26 protein-coding genes and 1 riboswitch are annotated in these 24,291 nt (G+C 70.5%); of the genes, 11 read left to right on the forward strand and 15 right to left on the reverse strand.

Annotated elements, in window-relative coordinates; genetic code table 11:
- Nucleotides 1-20: 20 nt before the first annotated feature.
- The 3 genes from LV780_RS01665 to LV780_RS01675 are packed head-to-tail and all read left to right on the forward strand — an operon-like array spanning nucleotide 21 to nucleotide 2,664.
- Entirely contained in the window at nucleotides 21-845 is an 825-nt protein-coding gene (locus LV780_RS01665; RefSeq protein ID WP_011907435.1) for an ABC transporter ATP-binding protein, read from the forward strand.
- Nucleotides 845-1,600 (forward strand): ABC transporter ATP-binding protein, encoded by a 756-nt coding sequence (locus tag LV780_RS01670; RefSeq protein WP_011907436.1) that lies wholly within the window; start codon nucleotides 845-847, stop codon nucleotides 1,598-1,600. The genes LV780_RS01665 and LV780_RS01670 overlap by 1 nt, the downstream gene beginning before the upstream one ends.
- Nucleotides 1,597-2,664, forward strand: a complete 1,068-nt coding sequence (locus tag LV780_RS01675; RefSeq protein ID WP_108220095.1) for a dipeptidase — start codon at nucleotides 1,597-1,599, stop codon at nucleotides 2,662-2,664. The genes LV780_RS01670 and LV780_RS01675 overlap by 4 nt, the downstream gene beginning before the upstream one ends.
- 119 nt (nucleotides 2,665-2,783) lie before the next feature.
- Here the strand turns inward: LV780_RS01675 and LV780_RS01680 are convergent, their stop codons facing one another.
- Entirely contained in the window at nucleotides 2,784-3,881 is a 1,098-nt protein-coding gene (locus tag LV780_RS01680) for a class II histone deacetylase (RefSeq protein WP_108220096.1), read from the reverse strand.
- Between the two features lie 59 nt (nucleotides 3,882-3,940).
- On the opposite strand from LV780_RS01680, the gene LV780_RS01685 reads away from it, so the two are divergent.
- Nucleotides 3,941-4,195: a DUF167 domain-containing protein gene (locus LV780_RS01685; RefSeq protein ID WP_101340766.1), complete on the forward strand. Its 255-nt coding sequence runs from the start codon at nucleotides 3,941-3,943 to the stop codon at nucleotides 4,193-4,195.
- Nucleotides 4,196-4,236: 41 nt separating this feature from the next.
- Here the strand turns inward: LV780_RS01685 and LV780_RS01690 are convergent, their stop codons facing one another.
- Both LV780_RS01690 and LV780_RS01695 read right to left on the reverse strand, forming a co-directional pair.
- Nucleotides 4,237-5,157, reverse strand: coding sequence for an MBL fold metallo-hydrolase (locus LV780_RS01690; protein WP_108220097.1), 921 nt, complete (start codon nucleotides 5,155-5,157; stop codon nucleotides 4,237-4,239).
- A gap of 105 nt (nucleotides 5,158-5,262) precedes the next feature.
- A complete protein-coding gene (locus LV780_RS01695; RefSeq protein WP_108220140.1) occupies nucleotides 5,263-5,673 on the reverse strand; it encodes a metallopeptidase family protein in 411 nt (136 codons plus the stop codon).
- 159 nt (nucleotides 5,674-5,832) lie between these two features.
- On the opposite strand from LV780_RS01695, the gene gltX reads away from it, so the two are divergent.
- Nucleotides 5,833-7,158, forward strand: a complete 1,326-nt coding sequence (gene gltX / locus LV780_RS01700) for a glutamate--tRNA ligase (RefSeq protein WP_108220098.1) — start codon at nucleotides 5,833-5,835, stop codon at nucleotides 7,156-7,158.
- Here gltX and LV780_RS01705 read toward each other — a convergent pair whose 3' ends face one another.
- On the reverse strand, nucleotides 7,159-7,527 hold the full coding sequence (locus tag LV780_RS01705; RefSeq protein WP_101340770.1) for an AAA+ family ATPase: 369 nt from the start codon (nucleotides 7,525-7,527) through the stop codon (nucleotides 7,159-7,161). It lies immediately after the preceding gene.
- Between the two features lie 87 nt (nucleotides 7,528-7,614).
- Nucleotides 7,615-9,060, reverse strand: coding sequence for a cobyric acid synthase (locus LV780_RS01710; RefSeq protein ID WP_108220099.1), 1,446 nt, complete (start codon nucleotides 9,058-9,060; stop codon nucleotides 7,615-7,617).
- 171 nt (nucleotides 9,061-9,231) lie between these two features.
- Here LV780_RS01710 and LV780_RS01715 point away from each other — a divergent pair, with 171 nt between their 5' ends.
- The 6 genes from LV780_RS01715 to pqqE all read left to right on the forward strand — a co-directional run bounded on the left by LV780_RS01715 (nucleotide 9,232) and on the right by pqqE (nucleotide 13,535).
- A complete protein-coding gene (locus LV780_RS01715) occupies nucleotides 9,232-10,236 on the forward strand; it encodes a LysR family transcriptional regulator (protein WP_011907445.1) in 1,005 nt (334 codons plus the stop codon).
- A gap of 98 nt (nucleotides 10,237-10,334) precedes the next feature.
- Nucleotides 10,335-10,415: a pyrroloquinoline quinone precursor peptide PqqA gene (gene pqqA, locus LV780_RS01720; RefSeq protein ID WP_002720979.1), complete on the forward strand. Its 81-nt coding sequence runs from the start codon at nucleotides 10,335-10,337 to the stop codon at nucleotides 10,413-10,415.
- Nucleotides 10,416-10,433: 18 nt separating this feature from the next.
- On the forward strand, nucleotides 10,434-11,336 hold the full coding sequence (pqqB, locus tag LV780_RS01725) for a pyrroloquinoline quinone biosynthesis protein PqqB (RefSeq protein ID WP_108220100.1): 903 nt from the start codon (nucleotides 10,434-10,436) through the stop codon (nucleotides 11,334-11,336).
- Complete coding sequence (gene pqqC, locus LV780_RS01730; protein WP_101339792.1) at nucleotides 11,333-12,100, forward strand: pyrroloquinoline-quinone synthase PqqC; 768 nt, start codon at nucleotides 11,333-11,335, stop codon at nucleotides 12,098-12,100. Before pqqB ends, pqqC begins: the two co-directional genes overlap by 4 nt.
- On the forward strand, nucleotides 12,097-12,393 hold the full coding sequence (pqqD, locus tag LV780_RS01735) for a pyrroloquinoline quinone biosynthesis peptide chaperone PqqD (RefSeq protein ID WP_101339791.1): 297 nt from the start codon (nucleotides 12,097-12,099) through the stop codon (nucleotides 12,391-12,393). Before pqqC ends, pqqD begins: the two co-directional genes overlap by 4 nt.
- Complete coding sequence (pqqE, locus tag LV780_RS01740; RefSeq protein ID WP_108220101.1) at nucleotides 12,393-13,535, forward strand: pyrroloquinoline quinone biosynthesis protein PqqE; 1,143 nt, start codon at nucleotides 12,393-12,395, stop codon at nucleotides 13,533-13,535. Before pqqD ends, pqqE begins: the two co-directional genes overlap by 1 nt.
- Nucleotides 13,536-13,587: 52 nt before the next feature.
- Here pqqE and cobD read toward each other — a convergent pair whose 3' ends face one another.
- The 10 genes from cobD to LV780_RS01790 form a co-directional block, all read right to left on the reverse strand.
- Complete coding sequence (gene cobD, locus LV780_RS01745) at nucleotides 13,588-14,562, reverse strand: threonine-phosphate decarboxylase CobD (protein ID WP_108220102.1); 975 nt, start codon at nucleotides 14,560-14,562, stop codon at nucleotides 13,588-13,590.
- 9 nt (nucleotides 14,563-14,571) lie between these two features.
- The gene (locus tag LV780_RS01750) at nucleotides 14,572-15,396 is read right to left on the reverse strand and encodes a propanediol utilization protein (protein ID WP_108220103.1); all 825 of its coding nucleotides are present in this window, start codon (nucleotides 15,394-15,396) and stop codon (nucleotides 14,572-14,574) included.
- Nucleotides 15,393-15,794 carry a hypothetical protein gene (locus LV780_RS01755; protein WP_108220104.1) on the reverse strand — a complete coding sequence of 134 codons (402 nt, stop codon included), beginning with the start codon at nucleotides 15,792-15,794 and terminating at the stop codon, nucleotides 15,393-15,395. The genes LV780_RS01750 and LV780_RS01755 overlap by 4 nt, the downstream gene beginning before the upstream one ends.
- Nucleotides 15,795-15,879: 85 nt before the next feature.
- Nucleotides 15,880-16,086: riboswitch (cobalamin riboswitch) on the reverse strand.
- Nucleotides 16,087-16,127: 41 nt separating this feature from the next.
- Nucleotides 16,128-17,147, reverse strand: coding sequence for an endonuclease/exonuclease/phosphatase family protein (locus tag LV780_RS01760; protein WP_108220105.1), 1,020 nt, complete (start codon nucleotides 17,145-17,147; stop codon nucleotides 16,128-16,130).
- Entirely contained in the window at nucleotides 17,148-17,831 is a 684-nt protein-coding gene (locus LV780_RS01765; protein WP_108220106.1) for a molecular chaperone DjiA, read from the reverse strand.
- Nucleotides 17,832-17,862: 31 nt separating this feature from the next.
- The gene (locus tag LV780_RS01770) at nucleotides 17,863-18,414 is read right to left on the reverse strand and encodes a GNAT family N-acetyltransferase (protein WP_233863866.1); all 552 of its coding nucleotides are present in this window, start codon (nucleotides 18,412-18,414) and stop codon (nucleotides 17,863-17,865) included.
- Nucleotides 18,411-19,952 (reverse strand): Ppx/GppA family phosphatase, encoded by a 1,542-nt coding sequence (locus tag LV780_RS01775; RefSeq protein ID WP_108220107.1) that lies wholly within the window; start codon nucleotides 19,950-19,952, stop codon nucleotides 18,411-18,413. The genes LV780_RS01770 and LV780_RS01775 overlap by 4 nt, the downstream gene beginning before the upstream one ends.
- A 130-nt stretch (nucleotides 19,953-20,082) precedes the next feature.
- Nucleotides 20,083-22,263: an RNA degradosome polyphosphate kinase gene (locus LV780_RS01780; protein WP_108220108.1), complete on the reverse strand. Its 2,181-nt coding sequence runs from the start codon at nucleotides 22,261-22,263 to the stop codon at nucleotides 20,083-20,085.
- Between the two features lie 59 nt (nucleotides 22,264-22,322).
- Nucleotides 22,323-23,003, reverse strand: coding sequence for a P-loop NTPase family protein (locus tag LV780_RS01785; protein ID WP_011907458.1), 681 nt, complete (start codon nucleotides 23,001-23,003; stop codon nucleotides 22,323-22,325).
- Nucleotides 23,000-24,073 carry an AI-2E family transporter gene (locus LV780_RS01790; RefSeq protein WP_101339782.1) on the reverse strand — a complete coding sequence of 358 codons (1,074 nt, stop codon included), beginning with the start codon at nucleotides 24,071-24,073 and terminating at the stop codon, nucleotides 23,000-23,002. Before LV780_RS01790 ends, LV780_RS01785 begins: the two co-directional genes overlap by 4 nt.
- Between the last annotated feature and the right edge of the window lie 218 nt (nucleotides 24,074-24,291).

The raw sequence follows: 24,291 nt of genomic DNA on the forward strand, positions 1-24,291 counted from the left end.
GCCGGGCGGACAGCCCGCCGATGACGCTCCTCCATGTCGAGAACCTCCGCGTGACCTTTCCGACCCGGCAGGGCCCGGCCGAGGTCGTCCGCGGCGTCAGCTTCACCCTCGGGCGCGAGCGGCTCGGGATCGTGGGCGAGAGCGGCTCGGGCAAGAGCCAGACCGGCCGCGCGATCCTGGGCCTGACGCCTCCGCCGGGTCGGGCCACCGCCGACCGGCTCGAGTTCGACGGGATCGACCTGCGCGCCGCCACCCCGCGCCAGTGGCGGGGCCTGCGCGGCATCCGCATGTCGATGGTCATGCAGGACCCCAAATTCTCGCTGAACCCGGTGATGACCATCGGCCGCCAGCTGATGGAGGCCGCCCGCCGCACCGCCTCGCGCGCCGAGGCGAGGGACCGGGCGATGGCCATGCTCGAGGCGGTGCAGATCCGCGACCCGGCCCGCGTTTTCGGCGCCTATCCGCACGAGCTGTCGGGCGGCATGGGCCAGCGGGCGATGATCGCCATGATGCTCATCGCCGAGCCGGACCTTCTGATCGCGGACGAGCCCACCTCGGCGCTTGATGTGACGGTGCAGATCGAGGTGCTGCGCATCCTCGACCGGCTGGTGCAGGACCGCGGCATGGGGCTCGTCTTCATCAGCCACGACCTGCGGCTCGTCGGCAGTTTCTGCGACCGGGTGCTGGTGATGTATGCCGGCCGCGTCGTCGAGGAGCTGAAGGCCGCGGAACTGGCGCAGGCGCGCCATCCCTACACGCAGGGGTTGCTGAACTGCCTGCCGCGGATCGAGGGAGGCCGGCGCCCCCTTCCGGTGCTGACGCGCGAAGAAGGATGGGCCCTCTGATGGCGCTGATCGACGTCTCCGACCTCCATGTCCGCTTCGGCGAGGTTCATGCCGTGCGCGGTGTCTCGTTCCGCGTGGCCGAGGGCGAAAGCTACGGCATCGTGGGCGAGAGCGGCTCGGGCAAGTCCACGGTGCTCCGCGCCATCTGCGGGCTCGCGCCCATCTCCGAGGGCCGCGTCACCGTGGCGGGCGAAGAGCTGGGCCGGCGGCGCTCGGCCGGATTTCACCGCCGGCTGCAGATGGTGTTCCAGGACCCCTACGCCTCGCTGCACCCCCGGCACACGATCGACCGCGTGCTGTCCGAGCCACTGGCCATCCATGGCTTCGACGACCGCGAGGCGCGCATCCTGCGCGCGCTCGACGAGGTGGGCCTCGGGCGGGGCTTCCGTTTCCGCTATCCGCACCAGCTTTCGGGCGGGCAGCGGCAGCGGGTGGCGATCGCCCGCGCCCTGATCCTCGAGCCGCGGGTGATGCTGCTCGACGAGCCGACCTCGGCGCTCGATGCCTCGATCCAGGCCGAGGTGCTGAACCTGCTCGACCGGCTGCGGGCCGAGCGGGGGCTGACCTACATCCTCGTCTCGCACGACCTCGCCGTGGTCGCGCACATGTGCGAGCGGCTGCTCGTCATGCAGCACGGGCAGGCGGTCGAGGAACTGACACGGGCGGACCTGCGCGCCCGCGCCGCCCGCGAGACCTACACCCGGGACCTTCTGGCCGCGTCCGAAGGATACCGCCCCGCCGAGAGCATCCGATGAGCGACACGATCCCCGTCTTCGACGGCCACAACGACTTCCTGTTGCGGCTGCTGCGCAACCCCGCCAACCGCGAGACGATCTGGCTGCGCGGCGACGGGACGGGCCACCTCGACCTGCCCCGCATGAAGGCGGGCGGCTTCGCGGGCGGCTTCTTCGCCATCTACATCCCCTCGCCGCAGGCGCATGACTCGGCCGATTTCGAGGCGATGATGAACAATCCGCCGTTCGATCTGCCCCTGCCCGCGCTGATCCGCCACGAACAGGCGCAGCCCGTGGCGCTGGCCATGGCGGGCCACCTCTTGTGGATGGAGCGCGCGGCCCGCGGCCGCTTCAAGGTCTGCCGGACCGTGGCGGACCTGCGGTCCTGCCACGCCGAGGGGATCGTCTCCGGCATCATGCACATGGAGGGCGCCGAGGCCATCGGCGCGGACCTGGATGCGCTCCACCTCTTCCATTCGCTGGGCCTGCGCTCGCTCGGGCCGGTCTGGAGCCGTCCCACCGTGTTCGGCCATGGCGTACCCTTCCGGTTCCCCGGCACGCCCGACACCGGCAGCGGCCTGACCGACGCCGGGCGGCGCCTCGTGGCCGAGTGCAACCGGCTGAAGATCATGCTGGACCTGTCGCACCTGAACCAGAAGGGGTTCGAGGATGTGGCGGGGCTGAGCGACGCGCCGCTGGTGGCGACCCATTCCAACGCCCATGCGGTGACGCCCTCGACCCGGAACCTCACCGACCGCCAGCTCGACGCGATCCGCGAGAGCCGCGGCATGGTCGGGCTGAACTTCGCCACCTCTTTCCTGCGCGAGGACGGCCGGCAGTCGCCCGAGATGGGCTGGGAGCCGGTCCTGCGCCATCTCGACCACCTGATCGGCCTGCTGGGCGAGGATCATGTGGGTCTGGGCTCGGACTTCGACGGGGCGACGATCCCGCAGGGGATCGGGGACGTGACGGGGCTGCCCGCCCTGCAGGCCGCCCTGCGCGCCCACGGCTATGACGAGGCGCTGATGCGCAAGCTCTGCCATGAGAACTGGTATGCGGTGCTGGAGCGCACCTGGGGGGCGTGAGGCTCGAGGTCCGGCCGCCGGGGGCGCTGCCCCCGGACCCCCGGGATATTTGGGCAGAGTGAAAGCCGGGGGGAGGGCGGGGGACCTCGGGCGCGGGCATGTGCACGCGCCCTGGGGCATCAGGCGAAGTGAGTTGCCAGGTCCGACAGGTGGGCGCTGAGGAAAGCATCGAAGGCGGGGCCGGGTTGGCGCGCCTGGATGGTCATGCCGAGCGGGTCGGGCGCGTGGATGCCGCTGCCCGACAGCTCTTCCAGCACCGCATGGCCGCAGAAGGGGACATGGACTTCGGAATAGCCGCCCTCGTGGACGAGGACGAGCCGGCCGCCGCAGAGGTCGGCGGCGGTCTCCTTCATCATCCGGGTCAAGGCCCGGAAGGTCTCGGCCGAAGCCAGCATCCGGCCGAGCGGATCCAGGGCGCCCGCGTCGAAGCCGCAGGCCACCACCAGGACGTCCGGCCGGTGGCGGCGCAGCGCGGGCAGCACGAGCCGCTCCATCGCCTCGAGATAGCCGCGGTGGCCGGTCCCCGGCGGCAGGGGAATGTTCATGTTGGCCCCCAGACCCGCACCCTCGCCGCGCACCTCGGCGCCGCCCGTGTCGAGTGGGTAGTTCCGCTCCTGGTGGAGCGAGATCGTCAGCACATCGGGGCGGGTGAGGAAGATCGCCTCGGTCCCGTTGCCGTGATGGACGTCCCAGTCCACCACCGCGACCCTCTCGGCCCGCCGTTCGGCGAGGGCCACCTCGACGGCGATCGCAATGTTGGCGAGAAGGCAGAAGCCGTTCGGCCAGTCGGGCAGGCAATGGTGCCCCGGTGGGCGGCTGAGGGCATAGGCGTTGGCCAGCCGCCCCTCGAGCACCTGCCGCAGGGCGGCCGTGGCCAGGCCCGCCGACAGCGCCGCCACCTCGTAGCCGTCGCGGCCGAAGGGCGTGCGCAGCCCAAGCTCGCCGCCGCCCCGGTCGGAGAGCGCCTTGAACTCGGCCACGTAGCCCTGCGGATGGACAAGACGCAGCTCCTCCTCGGTGGCGGGCGCGGCGTGGAGCATGCGCAGCTCGCCCGAGAGGCCCGTCACGTCGAGCAGGTTCTTCAGCCGACGCTTGGTCTCGGGGCTTTCGGGCAGGCCGCCGCCCGGCTGCACGAGCCCGCCCACCGGCAGCGTCAGCGCATAGTTGCCGCCATGGTGCCAGAAGCACCGCTCGTCCCAGAAGAAGCCCGTGGTCATGCCGCCCTCCCTTTGCGCCGAGCCTGCGTCCGCGCTAGGACTTGCGCAAGGGGGAAGCCATGACCGACCCGAAGCTGAGTGATCTTGCCATGCCGGGCGTGCCCTTCGCCGTGCGGGTGACCCCGCGTGCCTCGCGCGAGAGGATCGACGTGCAGGAGGGCACGGTCCGGGTCCATGTCACCTGCGTGCCCGAGGATGGCAAGGCCAACCGCGCGGTGACCGAGGTGCTGGCGAAGGCGCTTGGCGTGGCCAAGAGCCGCCTGACCCTCGTCCGAGGGGCCACCGGCCGCGACAAGACCTTCCGGCTGGACTGACGATCCCCATGCGGGGGGCTCCGGTGGGCCGGCGTCTCGGCTCAGCCGTTCAGCATGAGCTGGTAGCTCTCGGGCACGAAGCGGAAGCCGTCGCCCGAGGTCTCGACGTAGCCCACCGCGGGGAAGGGCATGTGATAGCCGATGAAGGGGATGCGCTCTTCGGCGATCTGCCCGAACAGGGCGCGGCGCGTGGCGGCGGCGGCGGCCTTGTCCATGTCGAAGCGCACCTCCCAGTCGGGGTGGCCGAGCGAGAAGGCATAATGGTTCGCGGCATCCGCCGTCAGCATCAGGGCCTGCCCGTCGCTCTCGAGCCGCCAGGCCATGTGCCCCGGCGTATGGCCGAAGGCCTCGACCGCGGTGATGCCGGGGGCCGCCTCGTCGCCGCCCGCCACGAAGGACATCGTCTCGAGCAGCGGGCGCACCTTGCCCTCGTAGCCCTCGTTCTGCTGCGCCGACCAATGGTCGTTTTCGACCTGCCCCGTGAGATAGCGGGCATTGGCGAAGGTGGGCGTCTCGCCCTCCATCAGCCCGCCGATATGGTCGCCGTGCATGTGGGTGATCACCACGAGATCCACCTCGCCGGCGGAATGGCCCGCCGCCTCGAGCGCGGCCAGGATCCCTTCCTGCGAAAGGCCGGTGTCGAACAGGATCAGCTCGGTCCCCGTGTTGACCAGCGTCGGGGTGAAGAAGCCCTGCGCCCGGTCGGTCGGCAGAAACGCGGCGCGCGCGGCGGCCTCGAACTCTTCCTGCGGCACGTTGCCTGCGAAGATCGCCTTGGGATCCTCCTGCACCCGCGTGCCGGCCAGGAGGGGCGTCACCTCGAAGGAGCCGAGGCTGTAGCGCCGGAAGGGCGGGGTGGCGGCGCCCAGCTTGTCGGCGGCCGCGTGGGCCAGCGGTGCGAAGGCGGGAACGAGGGGCAGGGTGGCCCCGGCCAGAAGGGCATGGCGGCGGGTCATGGTCATCGGCTTCCTCCGGGTCAAAGCGGCGTCGGCGTTGATGGTAGCCGGGCCGGCGCCGCCTGCACCACTTCTGACGAAAAGATGATCGGCGCGCCGCCGCGGAGCCGGTCACTCCCACCAAGGGTCGATGGCGGCGATGTCGTCGTCGGACCAGCCGAAATGATGGGCGAGTTCATGGACCATCACATGGGTCACAAGCTCGCGCAGGGTGACATCGCCCCGTTCGACCCACTCGTCCAGGATCGGCCTGCGGAAGAGCCAGATCGCGTCCGGCTGCATCGGCTGATCCATCACCGACTTCTCGGTGAGGGGGATCCCCTCGTAGAGGCCGGTCAGCTCGTAGGGGTCGTCGATTTCCATCTCGTCGAGGATCTCGTCGGGCGGAAGGTCCGCCACCCTGAGAAGCACGGCCGAGGCCGCTCCGCGCCAGGCGTCGGGCAGGCCCTCCACCGCCTCGCGGGCGAGCCGTTCCAGCAGATCGAGGTCGGGGGCGGTGGCCTGGGCCGGGTCATGGGTCATCCGCCCATGATAGGGCGGGGGATGCACGGCGGGAAGTCTCGGCGCGGGCACGCGGCACATGGTCCTGCGGGCCTGCGCCGGACGGCCTGGCGGCAACGGGCACCGAACTGGACAATCGCGCCGCCTTGTGAAACAGGAGCGGGATCAGGAGAGCCGCCCATGACCACCGTTACACGCTTCGCTCCGTCGCCCACCGGCTTCATCCATGTGGGCAATCTGCGCACCGCGCTGATGAACTGGGCCATCGCCCGCAAGTCCGGCGGCACCTTCATCCTGCGCCTGGACGATACCGACCGCGAGCGGTCGAAGCAGGAATATTCCGACGCGATCATGCAGGATCTCGAGTGGCTGGGCCTGACATGGGACCGGCTCGAGCGGCAGTCGGACCGGCTCGACCGCTACGCCGAGGCCGCCGGGGACCTGCGCCGCGCCGGGCGCTTCTACGAGTGTTTCGAAAGCCCGACCGAGCTGGACCTGAAGCGCAAGAAGCTGCTCAACATGGGCAGGCCCCCGGTCTATGACCGCGCGGCGCTCAAGCTGTCGGACGAGGACCGGGCGCGGCTGCGCGAGGAGCGGGGCGGCTACTGGCGCTTCCTTCTCGATCAGGAGCGCATCGAATGGACCGACGGCATCCTCGGCCCGATCTCGATCGACGCGGCCAGCGTGTCCGACCCGGTGCTGATCCGCGCGGACGGGCAGGTGCTCTACACCTTCGCCTCGTCGGTCGATGACATCGACATGGGCGTGACCTTCATCGTCCGCGGCGCCGACCATGTGACGAACACGGCCACCCAGATCCAGATCATGCAGGCGATGGGCGGCACGCCGCCCTCCTTCGCGCACCATTCGCTGCTGACAGGGGCGCAGGGCGAGGCGCTCTCGAAGCGGCTCGGCACCCTGTCGCTGCGCGATCTGCGCGCGCGGGGGGTGGAGCCGATGGCGCTTCTGTCGCTGATGGCGCGGCTGGGCTCCTCTCAGCCGGTCGAACTGTTCCGCACCCATGAAGAGCTTCTGGCGGGCTTTGACGTCGGCACCTTCGGCGCGGCGCCCACCAAGTTCGACGCCGAGGATCTCTTCCCCCTGACCCGCCATTATGTGCAGGGCCTGCCCTTCGAGGCGGTGGCCGAACGCATCCGCTCGCTGGGTGTGCCCGATGCGCTGGCCGAGCCCTTCTGGCGCGTCGCCAAGGACAACATCGCCGTGCTCGAGGATCTGGCCGGCTGGTGGACGCTCTTCTCGGAAGGGGCCGAGCCGCAGATCGATCCCGAGGATGCCGATTTCATCCGGCAGGCCATGGCGCTCCTGCCCGAGCCGCCCTACGGGCCCGAGACCTGGGGCCAGTGGACCGCGGCGGTCAAGGAGGCGACCGGCCGCAAGGGCAAGGGGCTCTTCATGCCGCTGCGCAAGGCGCTGACCGGGCAGGCGCATGGCCCCGAAATGGCCGACGTCATGCCGCTGCTGCAGACGGTGCGGGCCAAGGGCTGATCAGAGCTCGATGCCCGGTGCGTCCGGCCCGGCCTCGGGCGGCGCTTCGGGCAGGGGCGGCGCGTCCGGCTTGCGGCGGATGATGATGTCGCCGTTGGGCAGCCGCTCCGGCGCCTCGTAGTTGCGCAGATCGTCCACCTTGGCCAGCAGGTCGCGCAGCGCGGGCTGCAACTCGCCCATCGCCTCGCCCATGTCGCGCATCGTGGGCTCCATCCGGTCGATCAGGCCCCGGAACAGCAGTTTCGCGCCCTCGTTCAGCAGGCTGAAGCCCTCTTCCATCTCTTCGTCCGGCGCGGGGCCGGGCCCTTCCTGCGCCTGAACCGGGGTCAGGGCGAGGCAGAGGGCAAGGATGATGGCACTCTGTTTCATGCGCCCAATATAGGCGAAGGCGCGGGGATCACCTAGAGGCGCGACGGCGCAGGCCGCCGGTATGGGCGAGGGCGTGCCGGGCGGCCGTCACCGCGCCAGCTCCAGCAGCCCCGCCACATCGAGATGAGCCTCGAGATGATCGGCGAGCGAATCCAGCACCGTCTCGACCCGCGCGTCATAGGCGAGGTCGGACGTCCGGGCGCCGAGACTGCGGAGGAAGGCCGCGCGGAACCGATCGGAGCCGAACATCCCGTGCAGGTAGCTGCCCGTCACCCGCCCGTCGGGTGAACCCGCGCCTTCGGGCCGCCCGTCCACCTCGGCGAAGGGGCGGGCGCAGTCGGGGCCCTCCGTCGCGCCGATGTGGATCTCGTATCCCGAGAGCGGCTCGCCGCTGGCGACATGCCGGCCCTCGACGCGGGTCAGGCGCTTGTCGGGGTGCATGACGGTCGTGACGTCCAGCAGCCCGAGCCCTTCTGTCACACCGGGCTCTCCCTCCAGCCCCTGCGGATCGGCGACGGTCCGCCCCAGCATCTGGTAGCCACCGCAGATCCCCAGCACCTGCCCCCCGCGCCGGTGGTGGGCCAGCAGATCCACGTCCCACCCCTGCGCGCGCAGGAAGGCGAGGTCGCCGCGGGTGGATTTCGTGCCGGGCAGGATTACCAGACCGGCCTCGGCCGGGATCGGCTGGCCGGGGCGCACCATGACCACCGTCAGGCCCGGCTCCTGCTTCAGCGGGTCGAGATCGTCGAAGTTGGCCACGCGCGAGAAGGCGAGCCAGGCCACCGTCAGCGCCCCTTGCCCGGTGGGCCGGCCGAGGTCGAGCGCATCCTCGGCCGGCAGGAGCGCGGCCTGCGGAAAGAACGGCACCACGCCATAGCCGCGCCAGCCGGTCCGTTCCTCGATCAGCCGGTAGCCCTCGTCGAAGAGCCGCACATCGCCGCGGAACTTGTTGACGAGAAACCCCACCACCATCGCGGCATCCTCGGTGTCGATCACCGCCTGAGTGCCCACGATCTGCGCGATCACCCCGCCGCGGTCGATGTCGCCGGCCAGCACCACCGGCACGTTTGCCGCGCGCGCGAACCCCATGTTCGCGATGTCGCCACGGCGGAGGTTGACCTCGGCCGGGCTGCCCGCCCCCTCGACGATCACAAGGTCATGGGCCGCCGTCAGCCGTCCGAAGCTCTCGAGAACCGGCGCCATCAGCGAGGGCTTGCGCTCGAACCAGTCGCGGGCGCGCAGCGTGCCGACACGGCGGCCCTGCACGATCACCTGCGAGCCCTGGTCGCTTTCCGGCTTGAGCAGCACCGGGTTCATGTCGGTCATCGCCTCGAGCCCCGCGGCCCGTGCCTGCAGCGCCTGCGCCCGGCCGATCTCGCCGCCGTCGGCGGTGACGGCCGCGTTGTTGGACATGTTCTGCGGCTTGAACGGCGCGACCGACAGCCCCCGCCTGCGGGCCGCGCGGCAGAGTCCCGCCACGAGGAGCGACTTGCCCACATCCGAGCCGGTGCCCTGAATCATCACCGCAGGCATGCTGGTCCCTCATGCTGTCCCCGGCGCCTTCTCGCGCGTCGGCGCGGATTTGCCAAGACCGCGACGCCCGCGGCCGTTCACGAAGCGCCGATGACACGCCCGCTGTCCTCCCTTTGTCGGAGGAGACGGAACCTTCGCCGCCTGACAGACTTCCACGGGGAGGAGACCTGCATGAATGATCTGGCCCGCAAGATCGACGGGCCCGAGTTGCGGCTGGCCGCCGCCGCCGGGCCCGAGCTGACGCTGCGCAAGTTGCGCGCCTTCTGGGCGGTGGCGCAGTCCCAGTCGCTGACGGGCGCGGCCAAGCTTCTGGGCATCGCGCAGCCGTCGCTCTCGCAGCAGATCATCGGGCTGGAACAGTCGCTGGGCTTTGCGCTCTTCACCCGGCGGTCGAACCGGATGATCCTGACCGAGGCCGGCATCCTGCTTCTGCGCAAGGCCGAGCCCGTCCTGCGCGGGATGCAGGAACTCGAGGACACGCTCGCGACCTACGCCAGCGGCGCGCGCCATCCGCTGCGGCTGGCGGGGGTCGAGTCGCTTCTGCGCACCATCCTGCCCGAGGCGCTCAAGCATCTGGACCTCGACGGCACGACCGAGTGCGATTTGCTGGAGGGTGCGCCCGCCGACGTGCTCGAGATGCTCTATTCCCGGCGCGCGGACATCGGGCTTCTGGCCGCCAATTCCGTCTCCGAGGCCAGCACGGGGTTCCTGCAGATCCCGATCATGAACGATCCCACCGTGCTGGCCGTGCCCGAAGCGGTGGATCTCGGTGCGGTCCGCCGTCTTGAGGACCTGCCCGAGGAGCAGCAGGCCATCCTGAACGCCTCGATCCAGATCGCCTTCGGCACCCAGCACAGCCGCCGCATCGAAAGCTGGTTTGCCGAGATGCTGCCGCGCAACCGCATGACCGCGCGGGTGCGCAGCTTCGAGACGGCGCTCTCGATGGTGCGGGCGGGGCTCGGGGTGTGCATCGTGCCCGCGCTTTCGGTGGCGCAGGCGCCGGGCCTGCGCCTCTATCACGCGGGGATGGAACCGCGGCGGATCGTGGCGCTGATCCAGCCCGCGCAGCACCGCGCCGGCCGCCACGCCGCCGTTATCGAGGCGCTTCGGGCCGCGGGCCGCGCCGTCCGCCTGCCGCCCATCGCGCCGCTGCCGCCGCTGCTGGCGCGCCCATAGGCCCGGCCTATCGGCGGCATAGCTGGCGACGATTTGCCGCATCTCCATACTTGAGGGCAGCCGCCCCGGCGGCATCCATCGCAGAGGAGGAGAAGCGAATGGCCTGGAAGACCCCGCGTTACGACGAGACCCCGGTGGGGATGGAAATCAACATGTATTCCTGCGCCAAGCGCAAGTAACGAGTGGAGCCTGCTGCGATGCTTCGGATCATCGTCCTCGGCTCCGCAGCAGGCGGCGGCCTGCCGCAGTGGAACTGCAACTGCGCGGGCTGCCGCGAGGCGCGGGACAAGCCCGCGCTGCGCAACGGGCAGTGCGCGCTGGCGGCCAGCGCGGACGGCGAGCACTGGTTCCTGATCAACGCCTCGCCCGACCTGCGCCAGCAGATCCTCGACACGCCCGCCCTGCATCCGCGCGAGGGGCTGCGTCATTCCCCGATCGCGGGCGTGGTCCTGACCAACGCCGAGGTGGACGCGGTGGCCGGGCTTCTGACGCTGCGCGAAGGCTGGCCCTTTGCCATCCATGCCCATCCCGACGTCCTGTCGGTGCTGGCCGCGAACCCGATCTTCGGCGTCCTGCGCGACGAGATCGTGCCGCGCCGCGCCATGCTGACGGACGTGCCGTTCGAGCCGCTTCTGGCGGACGGACGGCCCTCGGGCCTCACGATCCGCTCCTTCACGGTTCCCGGAAAGCCCGCGCTCTGGCGCGAGGAGGAGGGGGCGGCGGAAGGCGACAGCATCGGTCTCGAACTGTCGGCCGGCGGCCGCCGCGCCTTCATCCTGCCCGGCTGCGCGGAGGTCACGCCCGCGCTGGCCGGGCGGCTCAGGGGGGCGGCTCTGGTCTTCTTCGACGGCACGCTCTGGACCGATGACGAGATGATCCGCGCGGGCCTGTCGCAGAAGACCGGCCGGCGCATGGGCCATATCTCGATCAGCGGGCCCGACGGCGCGATGGCCGCGCTCGAGCCGCTCGGCATCGGCCGCAAGGTCTTTGTCCACATCAACAATTCGAACCCGGTGCTGATCCCCGGCACGCCCGAGCGTGCGGCCGCCGAGCGCGCCGGCTGGTGCGTGCCCGCCCCCGGAATGGAGTTCGTCGCATGAGCCTCGACCTGACGCCCACCCTCTCTCCCGCCCGGCCCCTCGACAGCGCCGACGCGATGGAAGAGCGTCTGCGCGAGATCGGTGCGGCGCGCTATCACGACCGCCACCCGTTCCACCACCTGCTGCACGGCGGCCAGCTGACCAGGGGGCAGGTGCAGGCCTGGGCGCTGAACCGCTACTACTACCAGTGCTCGATCCCGGTGAAGGATGCGGTGGTGATCTCGCGCTTTCGCGACCGGGCGACCCGCGTGGAATGGCGCCACCGGCTCGAGGACCACGACGGGGCCGAAGGGGCCGAGGGCGGCATCGACCGCTGGCTTGTGCTGACCGACGCGCTGGGGCTGGACCGGGCCTATGTGGAAGCGACCGACGGCATCCTTCCCGCCACGCGCTTTGCGGTGGACGCCTATGTCCATTTCGTCCGGGACCAGAGCCCGCTCGAGGCGATCGCCTCGTGCCTGACCGAGCTTTTCGCGCCCCACATCCACGCCGAGCGGATCTCGGGGATGCTTGCGCATTACGACTTCGTGAACCCGACCGTGATGGCCTATTTCCAGCGCCGTCTCAGTCAGGCGCCGCGCGATGCCGATTACGCCCTGCGCTATGTGCGTGAGCACGCCCGCACGCCGCAAGAGCGTGCGGCCGTCTGCAACGCGCTGATCTTCAAGACGCAGGTGCTCTGGACCCAGCTCGACGCGCTGCATCATGCCTATGTGCTGGGCCATGTCCCGCCCGGCGCCTTCGTCCCGGAGGACATGCGGTGAGTCGCCTTCATCTCTCGGCCGAAAGCGTGCCTGCGCTTGCGCGCCACGCCCGTCTGCGCTTCGACCGGAACCGGGAGCGATGGGTGCTTCTGGTGCCCGAGCGGGTGATGACGCCCGACGAGATCTGCGTCGAGATCCTGCAGGCCTGCGACGGGCGCGCGACGGTGGGGGGGCTGACGGCCATGCTCGAGCAGAAATACCGGGCCGAGCCCGGCGTCATTGCGCGCGAGGTGCTGGCGCTGCTGCAGGATCTGGCCGACCGGGGCTATCTCATCGACAGGGAGGCCGCCTGATGGACGATCGCGCCTTCACCGAACCCGGCCCCGCGCGGCCCACCGCGCCCGGCCTGCCGATGGCGGTGCTGGCCGAGTTGACCCACCGCTGTCCGCTGCAATGCCCCTATTGCTCGAACCCGGTCGAGCTGGAGGCCGCGAGCCGCGAGCTTTCGAGGGACGAGTGGCAGCGGGTGATCGGGGAACTGGCCGCGCTGGGGGTGCTGCAGATCCATTTCTCGGGCGGCGAGCCGCTGGTGCGGCGCGATCTGGTGGACCTTGTGGCCCATGCCGACGGGGCGGGGCTCTACACCAACCTCATCACCTCGGCGGTGATGTTCACGCCGGCGAAAGTGGCTGAGCTGGCCGAGGCGGGGCTCGCCCATGTGCAGGTGAGCCTTCAGGGCGCGAGCGCGGCCCTGGCGGAGCGGATCGGCGGCTTCCGCGGCGGACACGCCCGAAAGATCGAGGCCGCGGGCTGGGTGCGCGAGGCGGGCATGGCGCTGACGCTCAACGCGGTGATGCACCGCCAGAACCTCGACGAGCTGCCCCGGATCATCGAGATGGCGGTCGAGATGGGGGCGCAGCGGCTCGAGGTGGCGCATGTCCAGTATTACGGCTGGGCGCTGAAGAACCGCGCGGCGCTGATGCCGACGCTGGCCCAGCTCGACGAGGCGACGCGGACCGTCGAGGAGGCGCAGGCGCGCCTCGCAGGCGTGCTCGCCATCGACTATGTGATCCCCGACTATTACGCGGTGCGCCCCAAGACCTGCATGGGCGGCTGGGGGCGGCAGTTCTTCAACATCTCGCCCTCGGGCAAGGTTCTGCCCTGCCATGCCGCCGAGACGATCACCGGGCTGCGGTTCGATTCGGTGCGCGAGGCGCCGCTGGCCGAGATTTGGCAGCGGTCCGAGGCGCTGAACCTCTATCGCGGCACGGCCTGGATGCAGGAGCCCTGCCGATCCTGCATCCACGCCGAAGAGGACTTCGGCGGCTGCCGCTGCCAGGCCTTTGCGCTTGCGGGCGATGCGGCGGCGACCGATCCGGCCTGCGCCAAGTCGCCCCTTCATGCGGGACTCTTCTCGCTTGCGGGGGCCGAGGCGGAGGCGGGCTCTGACCGTTTCCTCTATCGCAACTTCTCGGGTGGGGCGCCCGAGGGTTGAGGCGCCGCGCCGACCTCTGCCTGCCACGCCGGGAGGGATGCGGCGCAGGCTTCTAAGGGTTTGCGGGCCGCAGAGCCGCGTCGAGGCGGGCCCATTCCGCCTCGCCCCCCGGCAGGCCGAGGCGGATCAGCCGGTCCGACCAGGGAAAGATCCGGCTCCAGATCCGGGCGCGGGCGAGATGCTCCTGCGCGGTGCGGGCATCCTCGGTCTCATAGAGGCGGAAGAGATGCGCGCCGCCCGCCAGCCGCCAGCCCATGCGGGCCGCCAGCGCGTCGAGCCGCGGCCCCTCCGCCGCCAGACGCCCGGTTGTCGCGCGGGCCCAGTCGCGGTCCGACAGCGCCACCTCTCCGGCGGCAAGGGCCGGACCCGAAACCGCCCAGGGCCCGGCCATCCGCGCCAGCGACGCAACGTCGAGGGCAGAGCCCATCACGAAGCCGAGCCTCAGCCCCGCCAGCCCGTAGAACTTGCCGAACGAGCGCAGCACCAGCAGCCCCGGCACCCCCGCCTCGGGCGCGAGCGAAAGCTCGGGCAGCGGGTCGGCGAAGCTCTCGTCCACCAGCAGCCGCCCCACCCGTGGCAGCAGCGCACGGAGGCTGTGGGGCGCATGGCGGCGGCCGTCGGGATTGTTCGGATGGACGAGAACGGCAAGGTCAGCGCCCGCCAGCGCCTCGAGATCGCCCACCTCCTCGACCTGCCAGCCCGACGCCCGCAGGCTGGCCGCATGTTCGTTGTAGGTCGGCCCGAGGATGCGGGCCCGGCCTGCGGGTGCCAGCCGCGGGACAAGCTGGATGGCCGCCTGCGCGCCGGCCAGTGGCAGCATCGGCGCCTCGGTGCGGTAGGCGATCCGGGCCGACGCCAGCAGCCGCGCCTCGGCGGCCGCATCGGGCAGCGCCGTCAGGGCCCGCGGGGGCAGGGGGGGCATCGGGTAGGGCACCCGGTTGATCCCCGTCGAGAGGTCGAGCCAGTCCGCCGCCGCGCCGCCGAAGAGCGCCGCCGCGCTGTCAAGGTTGCCGCCGTGGTCGCGCATGTTCCCTCCTCAGGCCCCGCCGATGCGGAAGCGGGTGATGCGGGAAAAGCCGGCCGCCTGCAATGCCCCCCCCGCGGCGGGCGGGACGGCGCCGGGGGGGAAGATCAGGGCCCGCGCCGGGCCCGTGTGCCCGATGGCCCAGCCGAGCGCTCCGAGCCGGGCAGCCAGGGCCTCGGTGGGATCGTCGGCCGGCCCCCTCAGCGCGAGGCAGCGGCGGGCCGAGAGGGTCGCAAGGCGCGCGAGGCCGGGAAGGTCGGCCGTGGCCCACCCCGCCACGAGGTCGGCGATGTCGGGGAAGGACAGATCCGCCGGATCCGTTCGCTGGGACGCGCCGAAGAAGCCGCCGACCAGATCCATCCGCGGCAGGGGGCGCAGGTCGGCCAGCACGCGCCCCTCGCGCGAGGCCCAGAGGAGCCGTTCCGGCCGCTCGAACATCAGCGGATCGCTGGCCCCTTCCGAAGCGAGGCAGGCGCGCGCGAGGGTGCCGGTATCGGTGACACCCGCCGCCCGGAGGATCGCCACGCGGGCCGCGGTCGAGGCCCCCGCGCCGCCTCCGGGCGGCAGGTCGAGCACGAGGCGGAAGCGCCCTTCCGCTCCTTCGGCCGCGGCCAGCAACCGGCGCAGGGCAGGCAGGGTGAGCATCCGCGCGCCCGGCTGTTCGAGGGCGAGCGGGCCGGGCCTGCGAACCGCCTCGGCCCGGAGCGCAGGGCAGGGCAGCGTCACGAGCGCCAGCGGCCCCGAAGGGCCGAGCCGGCCCTGCAGGAACTCGCCCAGATGGCCCGCGACCTGCGCGAACCCTTCGGCCGCATCCGCCTCTACCCTCGTCTCGATCAATGGAGGGCCGCCTCCGGCTGCAGGCCCGTCCGCGAGGGGCGCGCGGGTGCCGAGGCGAGGACCATGGCCGCCGGCTCGGCCGGAAGCGCGCCCGCGAAGGAGCCGCCGCCCTCGAGCATCTCGGCCAGCCGCACGAGCCCCGGCGACCAGTCGCCGGGCTCGAGATCGCAGAAGAGTTGCAGCCCGCCCGTCGTCAGCCGGAACAGCGCCGTGCAGGGACGGCTGCATCCGGTCAGGCGCACGCAGCCCTGCATCTCGAAGTCGGGCCCCATCAGGCCCTCGGTCGAGCGGGCGGAGTCCGCCAGATGCTCGATCACCGACAGGCCGCTGAGGCAGGGTTGGTGCCGGTGTCGGCACTGGGTCAGGCTGTAGGTCCGTCCGTTCCGCGTCACGATCATCGCGCCCTCCGCGCATCTTGGGGACGGGCAGGCGGAGGGGCGGCGCAGGCGCACGCACCCTGCGCCCGGGACACCCCGCCCGGCTGTTACAGGTCCGATGACGGCAGGTCTCCTGACTCGCGGGTCTCGGCTTGTCCCGCCCTTCCCGGCCTGTCCGGGGCCAGTGGGCATGATGGGACGCGCTCGCCGCCTACAGTTGCGGGGGCAGTCGCGGCTTGGGGCCGAACAGGCCCGCACCGCATTCCCTCTTCGCCCGGGGCTGCCCCCGGGAACCGTCCCGCGCACCATCGGCCTTTCCCGTGCCACGCGCAAGGCCCGCGCGGTCGCAGCCCGCTAGAGTTCGATGTCCAGCGTCACCGGGAAATGATCCGAGGCGGCAAGAAGCGCCTCCTGCAGTTCTGGGATGCGGAAGCAGTTGGGATCGTTCAGCGGATGCCAGATCCGCCAGCGCGGTCCCTTTTCGGCCAGATCGGGCGAGATCATGATGAAATCGAGCAGCGCCTCGAAATACTGGTCCTCGGGCGCGAGCCAGAAGCGCGCCGAACTCGGCTGGACGCCGACCCGCTGGGTCAGGGCCATGCGCGCATGCGGCTCGTGGAGGCGCAACTCCGGCGGCTCGTCGAGGCCGAGCACGATTTCGACCCCCGAATGGCCGAACAGCTTTTCGTACTCGTCCAGCCCCGGCCCGTCGTTGAAGTCGCCCATCACCATCACGCTCTGGTGCCGGGCCAGCAACGCGGCCACCCGCCTGCGGATCCAGACACATTCCGCGAGCTGCTGGCGGCGGTTCTGGATGGCGATGCGGACCTCTTCGGCGCCGTTGCGCGCGCCGCGCCCGGCCTTGGACTTGGCGTGGACGCCGATCAACCGCAGCGCATGTCCATCGGCGCGCACCGCCAGTTCCAGAGGCGGCTTGGAGAACCGGATCGCCTCGGGCGCGGCATCCACGTCGATGTCGAAGCGGAAGATCCCGTCGAACCGCGGCGCCTTGGGGCTGGCCTGCGGGTCATGCCGCGCCTCGATCCGCGACGGATCGAACAGAAGCGCGATCTCCTGATCGGTCTCGTTGGCAAAGCCCATGATCGCCTGCGAGGCGCGAAGCTCGAAGGTGCGGGCGAAGGTCTCGAGCGCCTTGACGGTCGAGCGCCGCCGCCCGTGGTTCGGCGCCTCGATCACCATGATCGCATCGGCATCGAGGGCGGTGAAGACGATGCCGAGCGACTCGATCTGGTTCCGGCGGGTGATCTCGTAGCGTCCCGAGAGTTCGTTGTCGGCCAGAAGCCGCCCGCGGTCGTCAAAGAGCGCGTTGAACCACTCGACGTTGTAGGTCGCGATGCGCAGCCGCTGTCCCATTCACGCCGCCTGCTTCGCGCTGATCTCCTCCCAGGCGCGGTTGATGTCGATCAGCCGCCGCTCGGCCAGCTTCACCGCCTCTTCCGGGACGCCGCGCGCCACCATCCGGTCCGGGTGGCAGTCGCGGACGGCGCGCTTCCAGGCCGACCGGATCTCGGTCAGCGGCGCATCGTGCCCCACGCCCAGCACGTCGTAGGGATCGCGCGGCGCGTCGCCGACAAAGCGGGCGCGCAGCGCGCGGAAGCAGCGGTCGCTCAACCCGAAGATCCGGGCCACCTCGGACAGGAAGGCATCCTCGTCCGGGTGATAATGGCCGTCCGCCACCGCGATGTGAAAGAGCCCCTCGGCCAGATCGGTGAGGATCTGGTCGTCGTCGCGGAACATGCGCTTGATCTTGCGGGCATAGGCATCGAACCCGGCCACATCCTGCCGCGCGAGGTTGAAGACGCGGGCCGCGTTGGCCTCTTCGCCGGGCGGGATCGCAAAGATCTGGCGGAAGGCGGCCACCTCGTCGCGCGTCACCTGCCCGTCGGCCTTGGCCATCTTCGCGCCAAGGGCGATCACGGCGATGGTGAAGGCCACCGACCGCTCGGGCGGGGTGCGAAGGCGGTCGAGCACAGCCGACAGCCCCTCACCCGAGGCGAGGGCGGCCAGCGCGTCGGTGATGCGGCTCCAGATCGACATGGGACCAGCATAGACCCCGCGGCGGCCGGTGTCAGGAGAGGAATTTCTGCATCAGCACAAGGTCGAGCCAGCGCCCGAACTTGCAGCCGACCTGCGGCAGCACTGCCGTCTCGGCATATCCCAGCGCCGCATGGAAGGCGCGGCCTTCGGGATTGCCCGCGCTGACGCCCGCGAAGATGGAATGCGCGCCGGCCTGTCGCGCGTGATCCTCGATGGCGGCCATCAGGGCGCGGCCGATCCCGCGCCCCCGCGCGGCCGGGCCGAGGATGATCGTGTGCTCCATCGTGTGGCGGTAGCCCACGCCGCCCCGGAACTGCGAGTAGGTGGCAAAGCCCATCGGTCCCGCGCCCTCGTCGGCCACGAGGAACGCCGGGCGGGTCTCGATCATGGCCCGAAGCTCTTCGGGCGACTTCTCGTCGGCGTTGAAGGTCACCAGCGTGTCGCGGATGATCGGATTCCAGATCGCGAGCAGCGCCGGCACATCCTCGGGCCGGGCCGGGCGGATGGTCAGCGATGGCGGCCGACCAGAGGGCGGCGCGTCCTGCAGGCCCGGCTCACCGGGGAGGGGCGGGGCGAGTGTCATGCCGTGGTCTTCACCACCGGCGTGGCGCGCAGGGCCGTCGCGAGCGACTTGAACCGCGCCTGCGCCACCTCGCCATAGAGCGCCACCCCCTCGGGCGTCAGGGTCAGTTCGAGGATCTTCTTCTTGGGCATGAGTTTCAGGCTGCCCGCCGTGCCGGGATCGTCGATCGAGAACATCGAGCCGAACCGCATGGCCTTGCCCAGCACCTCGGCCTCGTGGATCTGCTCCTCGCTCAGAAGCCGGAACAGCGGTTCGAGCCGCGAGCCCGAACGCGAGTTCTTGTAGCGGTGAAGCAGGGCGAGCCCGAGGAACACGCGGCCCGGATGGTCGAGACCGCCGAGGTTGGCGCGGGTCGCGTTGTCGAAGCACATCTCGGCACGGTAGTCGGGATGGGCGCGCCATGTTGTGTCATGCAGCAGGCAGGCGGCCTTGATCAGGCGTTGCCGCTCGGGCGGGGCGTTCTTGAAGAGCTGGGCCAGGAACTGGTGGAGCTTCTTGCCGAAGCCGGGGGTGCGGGCCGAGGTCGCCTCGGCCACCCGTGCCGCCTCGATCAGCGGATCGCGCGCGCGCAACTTCGGCGGCATCTGCTCGTAGAGCAGCCCCTCGCGGATGCCGTAGGAGGAGACGTCGATCTCCTTCGGCCGGAAGATGCGGATCAGCTCGCGCAGCACCTCGACGGCGAGGGGGACCAGCTCCATCCGCTCGGGCGAGGTGCCGGTGCGGACCCGCAGCGCGGCCAGGTCGCTGGCCTCGATCCAGTCGAGCGTCTCGATCAGCGAGCGCGGCAGCATCCGGTATTCGTGCAGCACGGTCAGTGGATAGCCCCGCCGCTCCATGTCGAGCCGCGCGATCACCCGCCACGACCCGCCCACGAGGTAGATCCGGTCATGGTCGGGCTGGATCGTGTCGCGCAACTCCTTGATGATCCGGCTGATATGGGCCTGCCGCTCCTTCGGGCTGCCCTTGACCTGCTGGAGCCGGAAGGGTCCGAGCGGCGAGGTCACGCGACGGCCGACCTTGCCCTCGCCGATCCGGGCAAGCTCCATCGAGTTGCCGCCGATGTCGCAGACAATCCCGCGCGCGTCGGGCCAGCCGAGCAGGACGCCCTGGGCCGAAAGCCGTGCCTCCTCGTCGCCGTCGATGACCCAGAGCCGGAGGCCCGTCTCGCGCAGGACCTCGGCCTGAAAGTCCGGCCCGTCCTCGGCCTCGCGCACGGCGGCGGTGGCGACGACGGTCATGGGCGAGACCTTCATGCCGCGGGCAAGCAGCGCGAACCGGCGGAGCGCCGCCAGCGCCCGCTCGCGCCCGCGCGGGTTCAGCCGGTTGCTCTCGGCAAGGCCCTGGCCCAGCCCGCACATGACCTTCTCGTTGAAGAAATAGGCCGGGCTTCGGGCGGCGCCGTCGAAGACCACCATGCGGACCGAGTTCGAGCCGACATCGACCACACCCACGCGCGAAAGGGCGCGGGCGGACGGGTCCTCGAACAGGGGCCTGCCGAACGGGCCGAACTCGTCATGCGGATCCGGGATGTCGTTCACGGCACATCTCCCGCATTGGTTGCGGCCAAGGTAATGGCTGCGGCCGGTCCGTCAATACGCAAAGCGGCAGGATCCGGCGCCTGCGGGAGGCTGCCGGCGTGCGCAGGTCGGTCGGTGGGCGTAGGGCGGATCAAAGCGGTCCCTCGTCGCGCAGGGTGGCCAGACGCTGCACGTCCTTCGCGCCCGCCGTTCCCCGCCCCGAGAGCGAGGGGTTCTCCATGAAGAAGCCATGGCAGGAGAAGGCCTCCTCGCCGGCCGGTGGGCGCACGTAGCGGCCGTCCGCCTGAAGCAGCCAGCTCTGGGAATCGTCGGCGAGGTTCGCCGCCATGATCTGCCCCACGATCTGCGCCTTCACGGTCGGGTTCAGCGCCTCGACCAGCGTCTCGACCCGGCGATCCATGTTGCGCCCCATCCAGTCGGCCGAGGAGAAGAACACCCGCGCCTTCTTGGACGGCAGCCCGGCGCCATTGCCGAAGCAGACGATGCGGCTGTGTTCGAGGAAGCGGCCGACGACCGACTTCACCCGGATGTTGTCCGACAGGCCCTTCACGCCGGGGCGCAGGCCGCAGATCCCGCGCACGATCAGGCTGATCTTCACGCCCGCCTGGCTGGCGGCATAGAGCGCGTCGATCAGCTCGGGGTCGATGATGGAATTGACCTTGAGCCAGATCTCGGCGGGCCGTCCGGCGCGGGCGTGATCGGCCTCGGCCGCGATCAGCTCGTGCAGGCGGCCGCGCAGCGTGATGGGGGCGATGGCCACATTCTCGAGCCCCACGGGCTGCACATAGCCCGAGAGATAGTTGAAGATCTTGGTGGCATCGCGCCCCAGCGCCGGGTCGCAGGTGAAGAAGGACAGGTCCGTATAGACCCGAGCGGTGATCGGGTGGTAGTTGCCCGTCCCGTAATGGGTGTAGGTCACGAGATTGTCGCCCTCGCGCCGGACCACGGTCGAGATCTTGGCGTGGGTCTTGAGATGCATGAAGCCATAGACGACATGCGCCCCCGCCCGCTCGAGCCGCCGGCTCTGGCGGATGTTGGCGGCTTCGTCGAAGCGGGCCTTGAGTTCCACCAGCGCGGTGACGGACTTGCCCGCCTCGGCCGCCTCGCAGAGCGCGGTGACGATCGGGCTGTCCCAGCTTGTCCGGTAAAGCGTCTGCTTGATCGCCAGCACGTTCGGATCGCTCGCCGCCTGCTGGAGGAAGCGGATCACCAGATCGAAAGTCTCGTAGGGGTGATGCAGCAGGATGTCCTTCTGCCGGATCGCCGAGAACATGTCGCCCTCGTGATCGGCCAGCCGCTCGGGTACGCGCGGGGTGAAGGCGGGCCACAGCAGGTCCGGGCGCGACGAGATCACCAGCTCCTTCAGGTCGGCGATGCCGATGACGCCGCGGACCTCGATCACCTCGTCGGAGGTGACGCCCAGCTCCTCCATGATCAGGGCGTGAAGCTCCTTCGGCGCGCCGGCCGAGATCTTCATGCGGATCACCTCGCCCCGGCGGCGGCGCTTCAGCGCCGTCTCGAACTCGCGCACCAGATCCTCGGCCTCGTCCTCGACCTCGAGATCGCTGTCGCGCAGCACCCGGAAGGCGCAGTGGCCGCGCTCGGCATAGCCGGGAAAGAGCATCCCCAGATGCAGGAGCAGCAATTCCTCGAGCGGCAGGAAACGGTGCTCGCCGGGTTTGGCGGGCAGTTCGACGAAGCGGGCGATCTGCTGCGGGATCGGCAGCAGCGCCTGCAGCGGGCGCCGGTCGGACATGCGCTCAAGCTCGAGCCCCAGCGTGAAGCCCGTGTTCGGGATGAAGGGGAACGGATGGGCGGGGTCGATGGCCAGCGGCGACAGGACCGGAAACACCTTGGACAGGAAGTGGTCCTCGAGATGGCGCAGGTCGCGGGCGGTCAGCTTGGAGCGGGTGAGGATCGAGATCCCCTGTTCCTCCATCTCGCGGCGCAGCTTGTTCCAGACCGTCTGCTGGGTCTGCATCAGCCGCCGGGCGTCGGCGTTGATCAGCTGGAGCTGCTCGGCCGGCGAGCGCCCGTCCTCGGAGAGCACGAGGTTGCCGGCGCGCACCAGCGCCCGCAGGCCCGCGACGCGCACGGTGTAGAATTCGTCGAGGTTGGTGGCCGAGATCGACAGGAAGCGCAGCCTCTCGAGCAGCGGAACCCGCACATTGTCGGCTTCGTCGAGAACGCGCCAGTTGAAGGCAAGCCAGCTGAGTTCGCGGTTGAAGAAGCGCCGCGGACCTGTGACCTCCTCCTCGGGCAACGGGACGGGTTCGGGGAAGGGGGCCTTCAGGAAATCTGCCGGTGTCATGCTCTCAGCCTCGGTTCGGGTCCGTTTGCCCGTATCTTGTGAAGGTTATGTGACAGATCTCATTCGGCACCGGCCAGTCCCAGAAGCTCCGCCGCCATCTGGCGCGAGATCGGCCGCCGCTCGGCCAGCGAGCGGGCATCGAGCGCCGCAACAAGCGCCCGGGCCGCCTCGCACGACCGATCCATCCGCGCCACGAGCCACGGCACGAGCATTCCCGGCACCGCGATCTGGCGGTCGGCAAAGAGCTTGACCAGCATGGCCGACAGAAGCGCGTCGTCGGGCGCCTCGAGCCGGGTGACGGCGGCGGCCTGCATCCGGCTCTTGAGGTCGGGCAGCACCAGCCCCCAGTCGCGCGGCGGCGTGTCGGCGGTGATGAGCAGCGCGCCCGACCGTTCGAGCATGAGGTTGTGGAGGTGAAAGAGCGCCTCTTCGGCGGCCCGTTCGCCGCCCAGCCGCTCGGCATCCTCGACCGCCACGGCGCCATCGGCGGCAAGCGCGGGCAGGTCCGCGCGCGCCAGCGCCTCGGCCGGGATCAGCCGCGCCTCGGCCTGCGCCGCCCAGACATGGGCCAGATGGGTCTTGCCCGACCCGCGCGGGCCGACCAGCACCATCTTGCCGCGCGGCCAGTCGCGCCAGCCGTCGAGGCTTGCCAGCGCCAGCGCATTGGCCGGCGAGACGAAGAAATCCTCGCGGCTCAGGGCCGGTCGCATCGGCAGGTCGAAGGCGAGCTGACCCTTCACATGTCCTCCTCGGTGATGATGTGGGTGCCCCGGTAGAGGCGGGAGCCCGTATATTGCCGGATGCCGAAGCGCGCCAGCACCCCGATCGCCGCCGCCACCGGAACGGCGACCAGCATCCCCACGAAGCCGAAGATCGACCCGAAGGCCGAGAGCGCGAAGAGCAGCCACAGCGGATGCAGCCCCACCGAGCCGCCGACGAGGCGGGGGGTGATCACGTTGCCTTCGAGGAACTGCCCCAGCGCGAAGATGCCCGCCACCAGCCCGATGGAGAGCCAGTCACCCCAGAACTGGAAGAGCGCGAGGCCGATGGCCAGCGCGCCCCCGATCAGGGCGCCGACATAGGGAATGAAGGTGATCGCGCCGGCGATCGCCCCCACCACAAGCCCGAACTGAAGCCCCACCGCGGCCAGCGCCACCGCGTAGAAGGTGCCCAGCACGAGGCAGACCGAGATCTGCCCCCGCACGAATCCTGCCAGCACCTCGTCGATCTCGCTGGCGAGGCGGCGCAGGGTGGGGGCATGGTCGCGGGGCAGCCAGCTGTCGATCTTGGCCACCATCGGGTCCCAGTCGAGCAGCAGGTAGAAGCTCACGACCGGGACGACGACCACGAAGATCAGCGCGTTGATCACGCCATAGGCCGAGATCAGCACCGTGTTGGCCAACTCGCCGCCGCGCTGCTTGATCGTGTCGCCGATCGACAGCAGCGTCTGGCGCATCGTGCTCGTCTCGTCCGAGAGCTGCGGGAAATGCTCGAGCAGGAAGGTGTGAAGCTGGCGGAAGATCGTGGGCGCCGCGTCGATGAGCGCGGTCAACTGGCTGGCCAGGGTCGGGATGACGGCCAGGACGAGCAGCACCACCACGAGCAGCATGCCGACCGAGATGAGCGAGGTGGCGGCCACCCGGCTCAGGCCCGCCCGCTCGAGCCGGTCGGCCACCGGATCGAGAAAGTAGGCGATGGCCCCGCCCACGATGAAGGGCAGGATCACGTCGCCGAGAAGCCACAGGACAAGCAGGAAGACGAGGGTGGAAAGGCCCCACCACTTGGCTTGGTCGCTGATCGGAAGAGCCATGCCTGAAACCTCGCTGATGTTCCGCAGAGATGGCTCATGGCCCCGATCCTTGCAAGGGAAAGGCAGGGCTTCGGTCGGGGCGCGAGGCGGGGAGCGGACGGTGCGGGCGGACCTTCCGGCCCGGCGGACCCGTCGGACATGGGCGGGATGCCGCGCGGGCGGCGCTTGCCTGCCCCCTCGGCCTCGCCTAAACCCCTTGCGGAACAATCCACCGAACA

The organism is Cereibacter azotoformans, assembly GCF_021391315.1.
Lineage (GTDB): Bacteria > Pseudomonadota > Alphaproteobacteria > Rhodobacterales > Rhodobacteraceae > Cereibacter_A > Cereibacter_A azotoformans.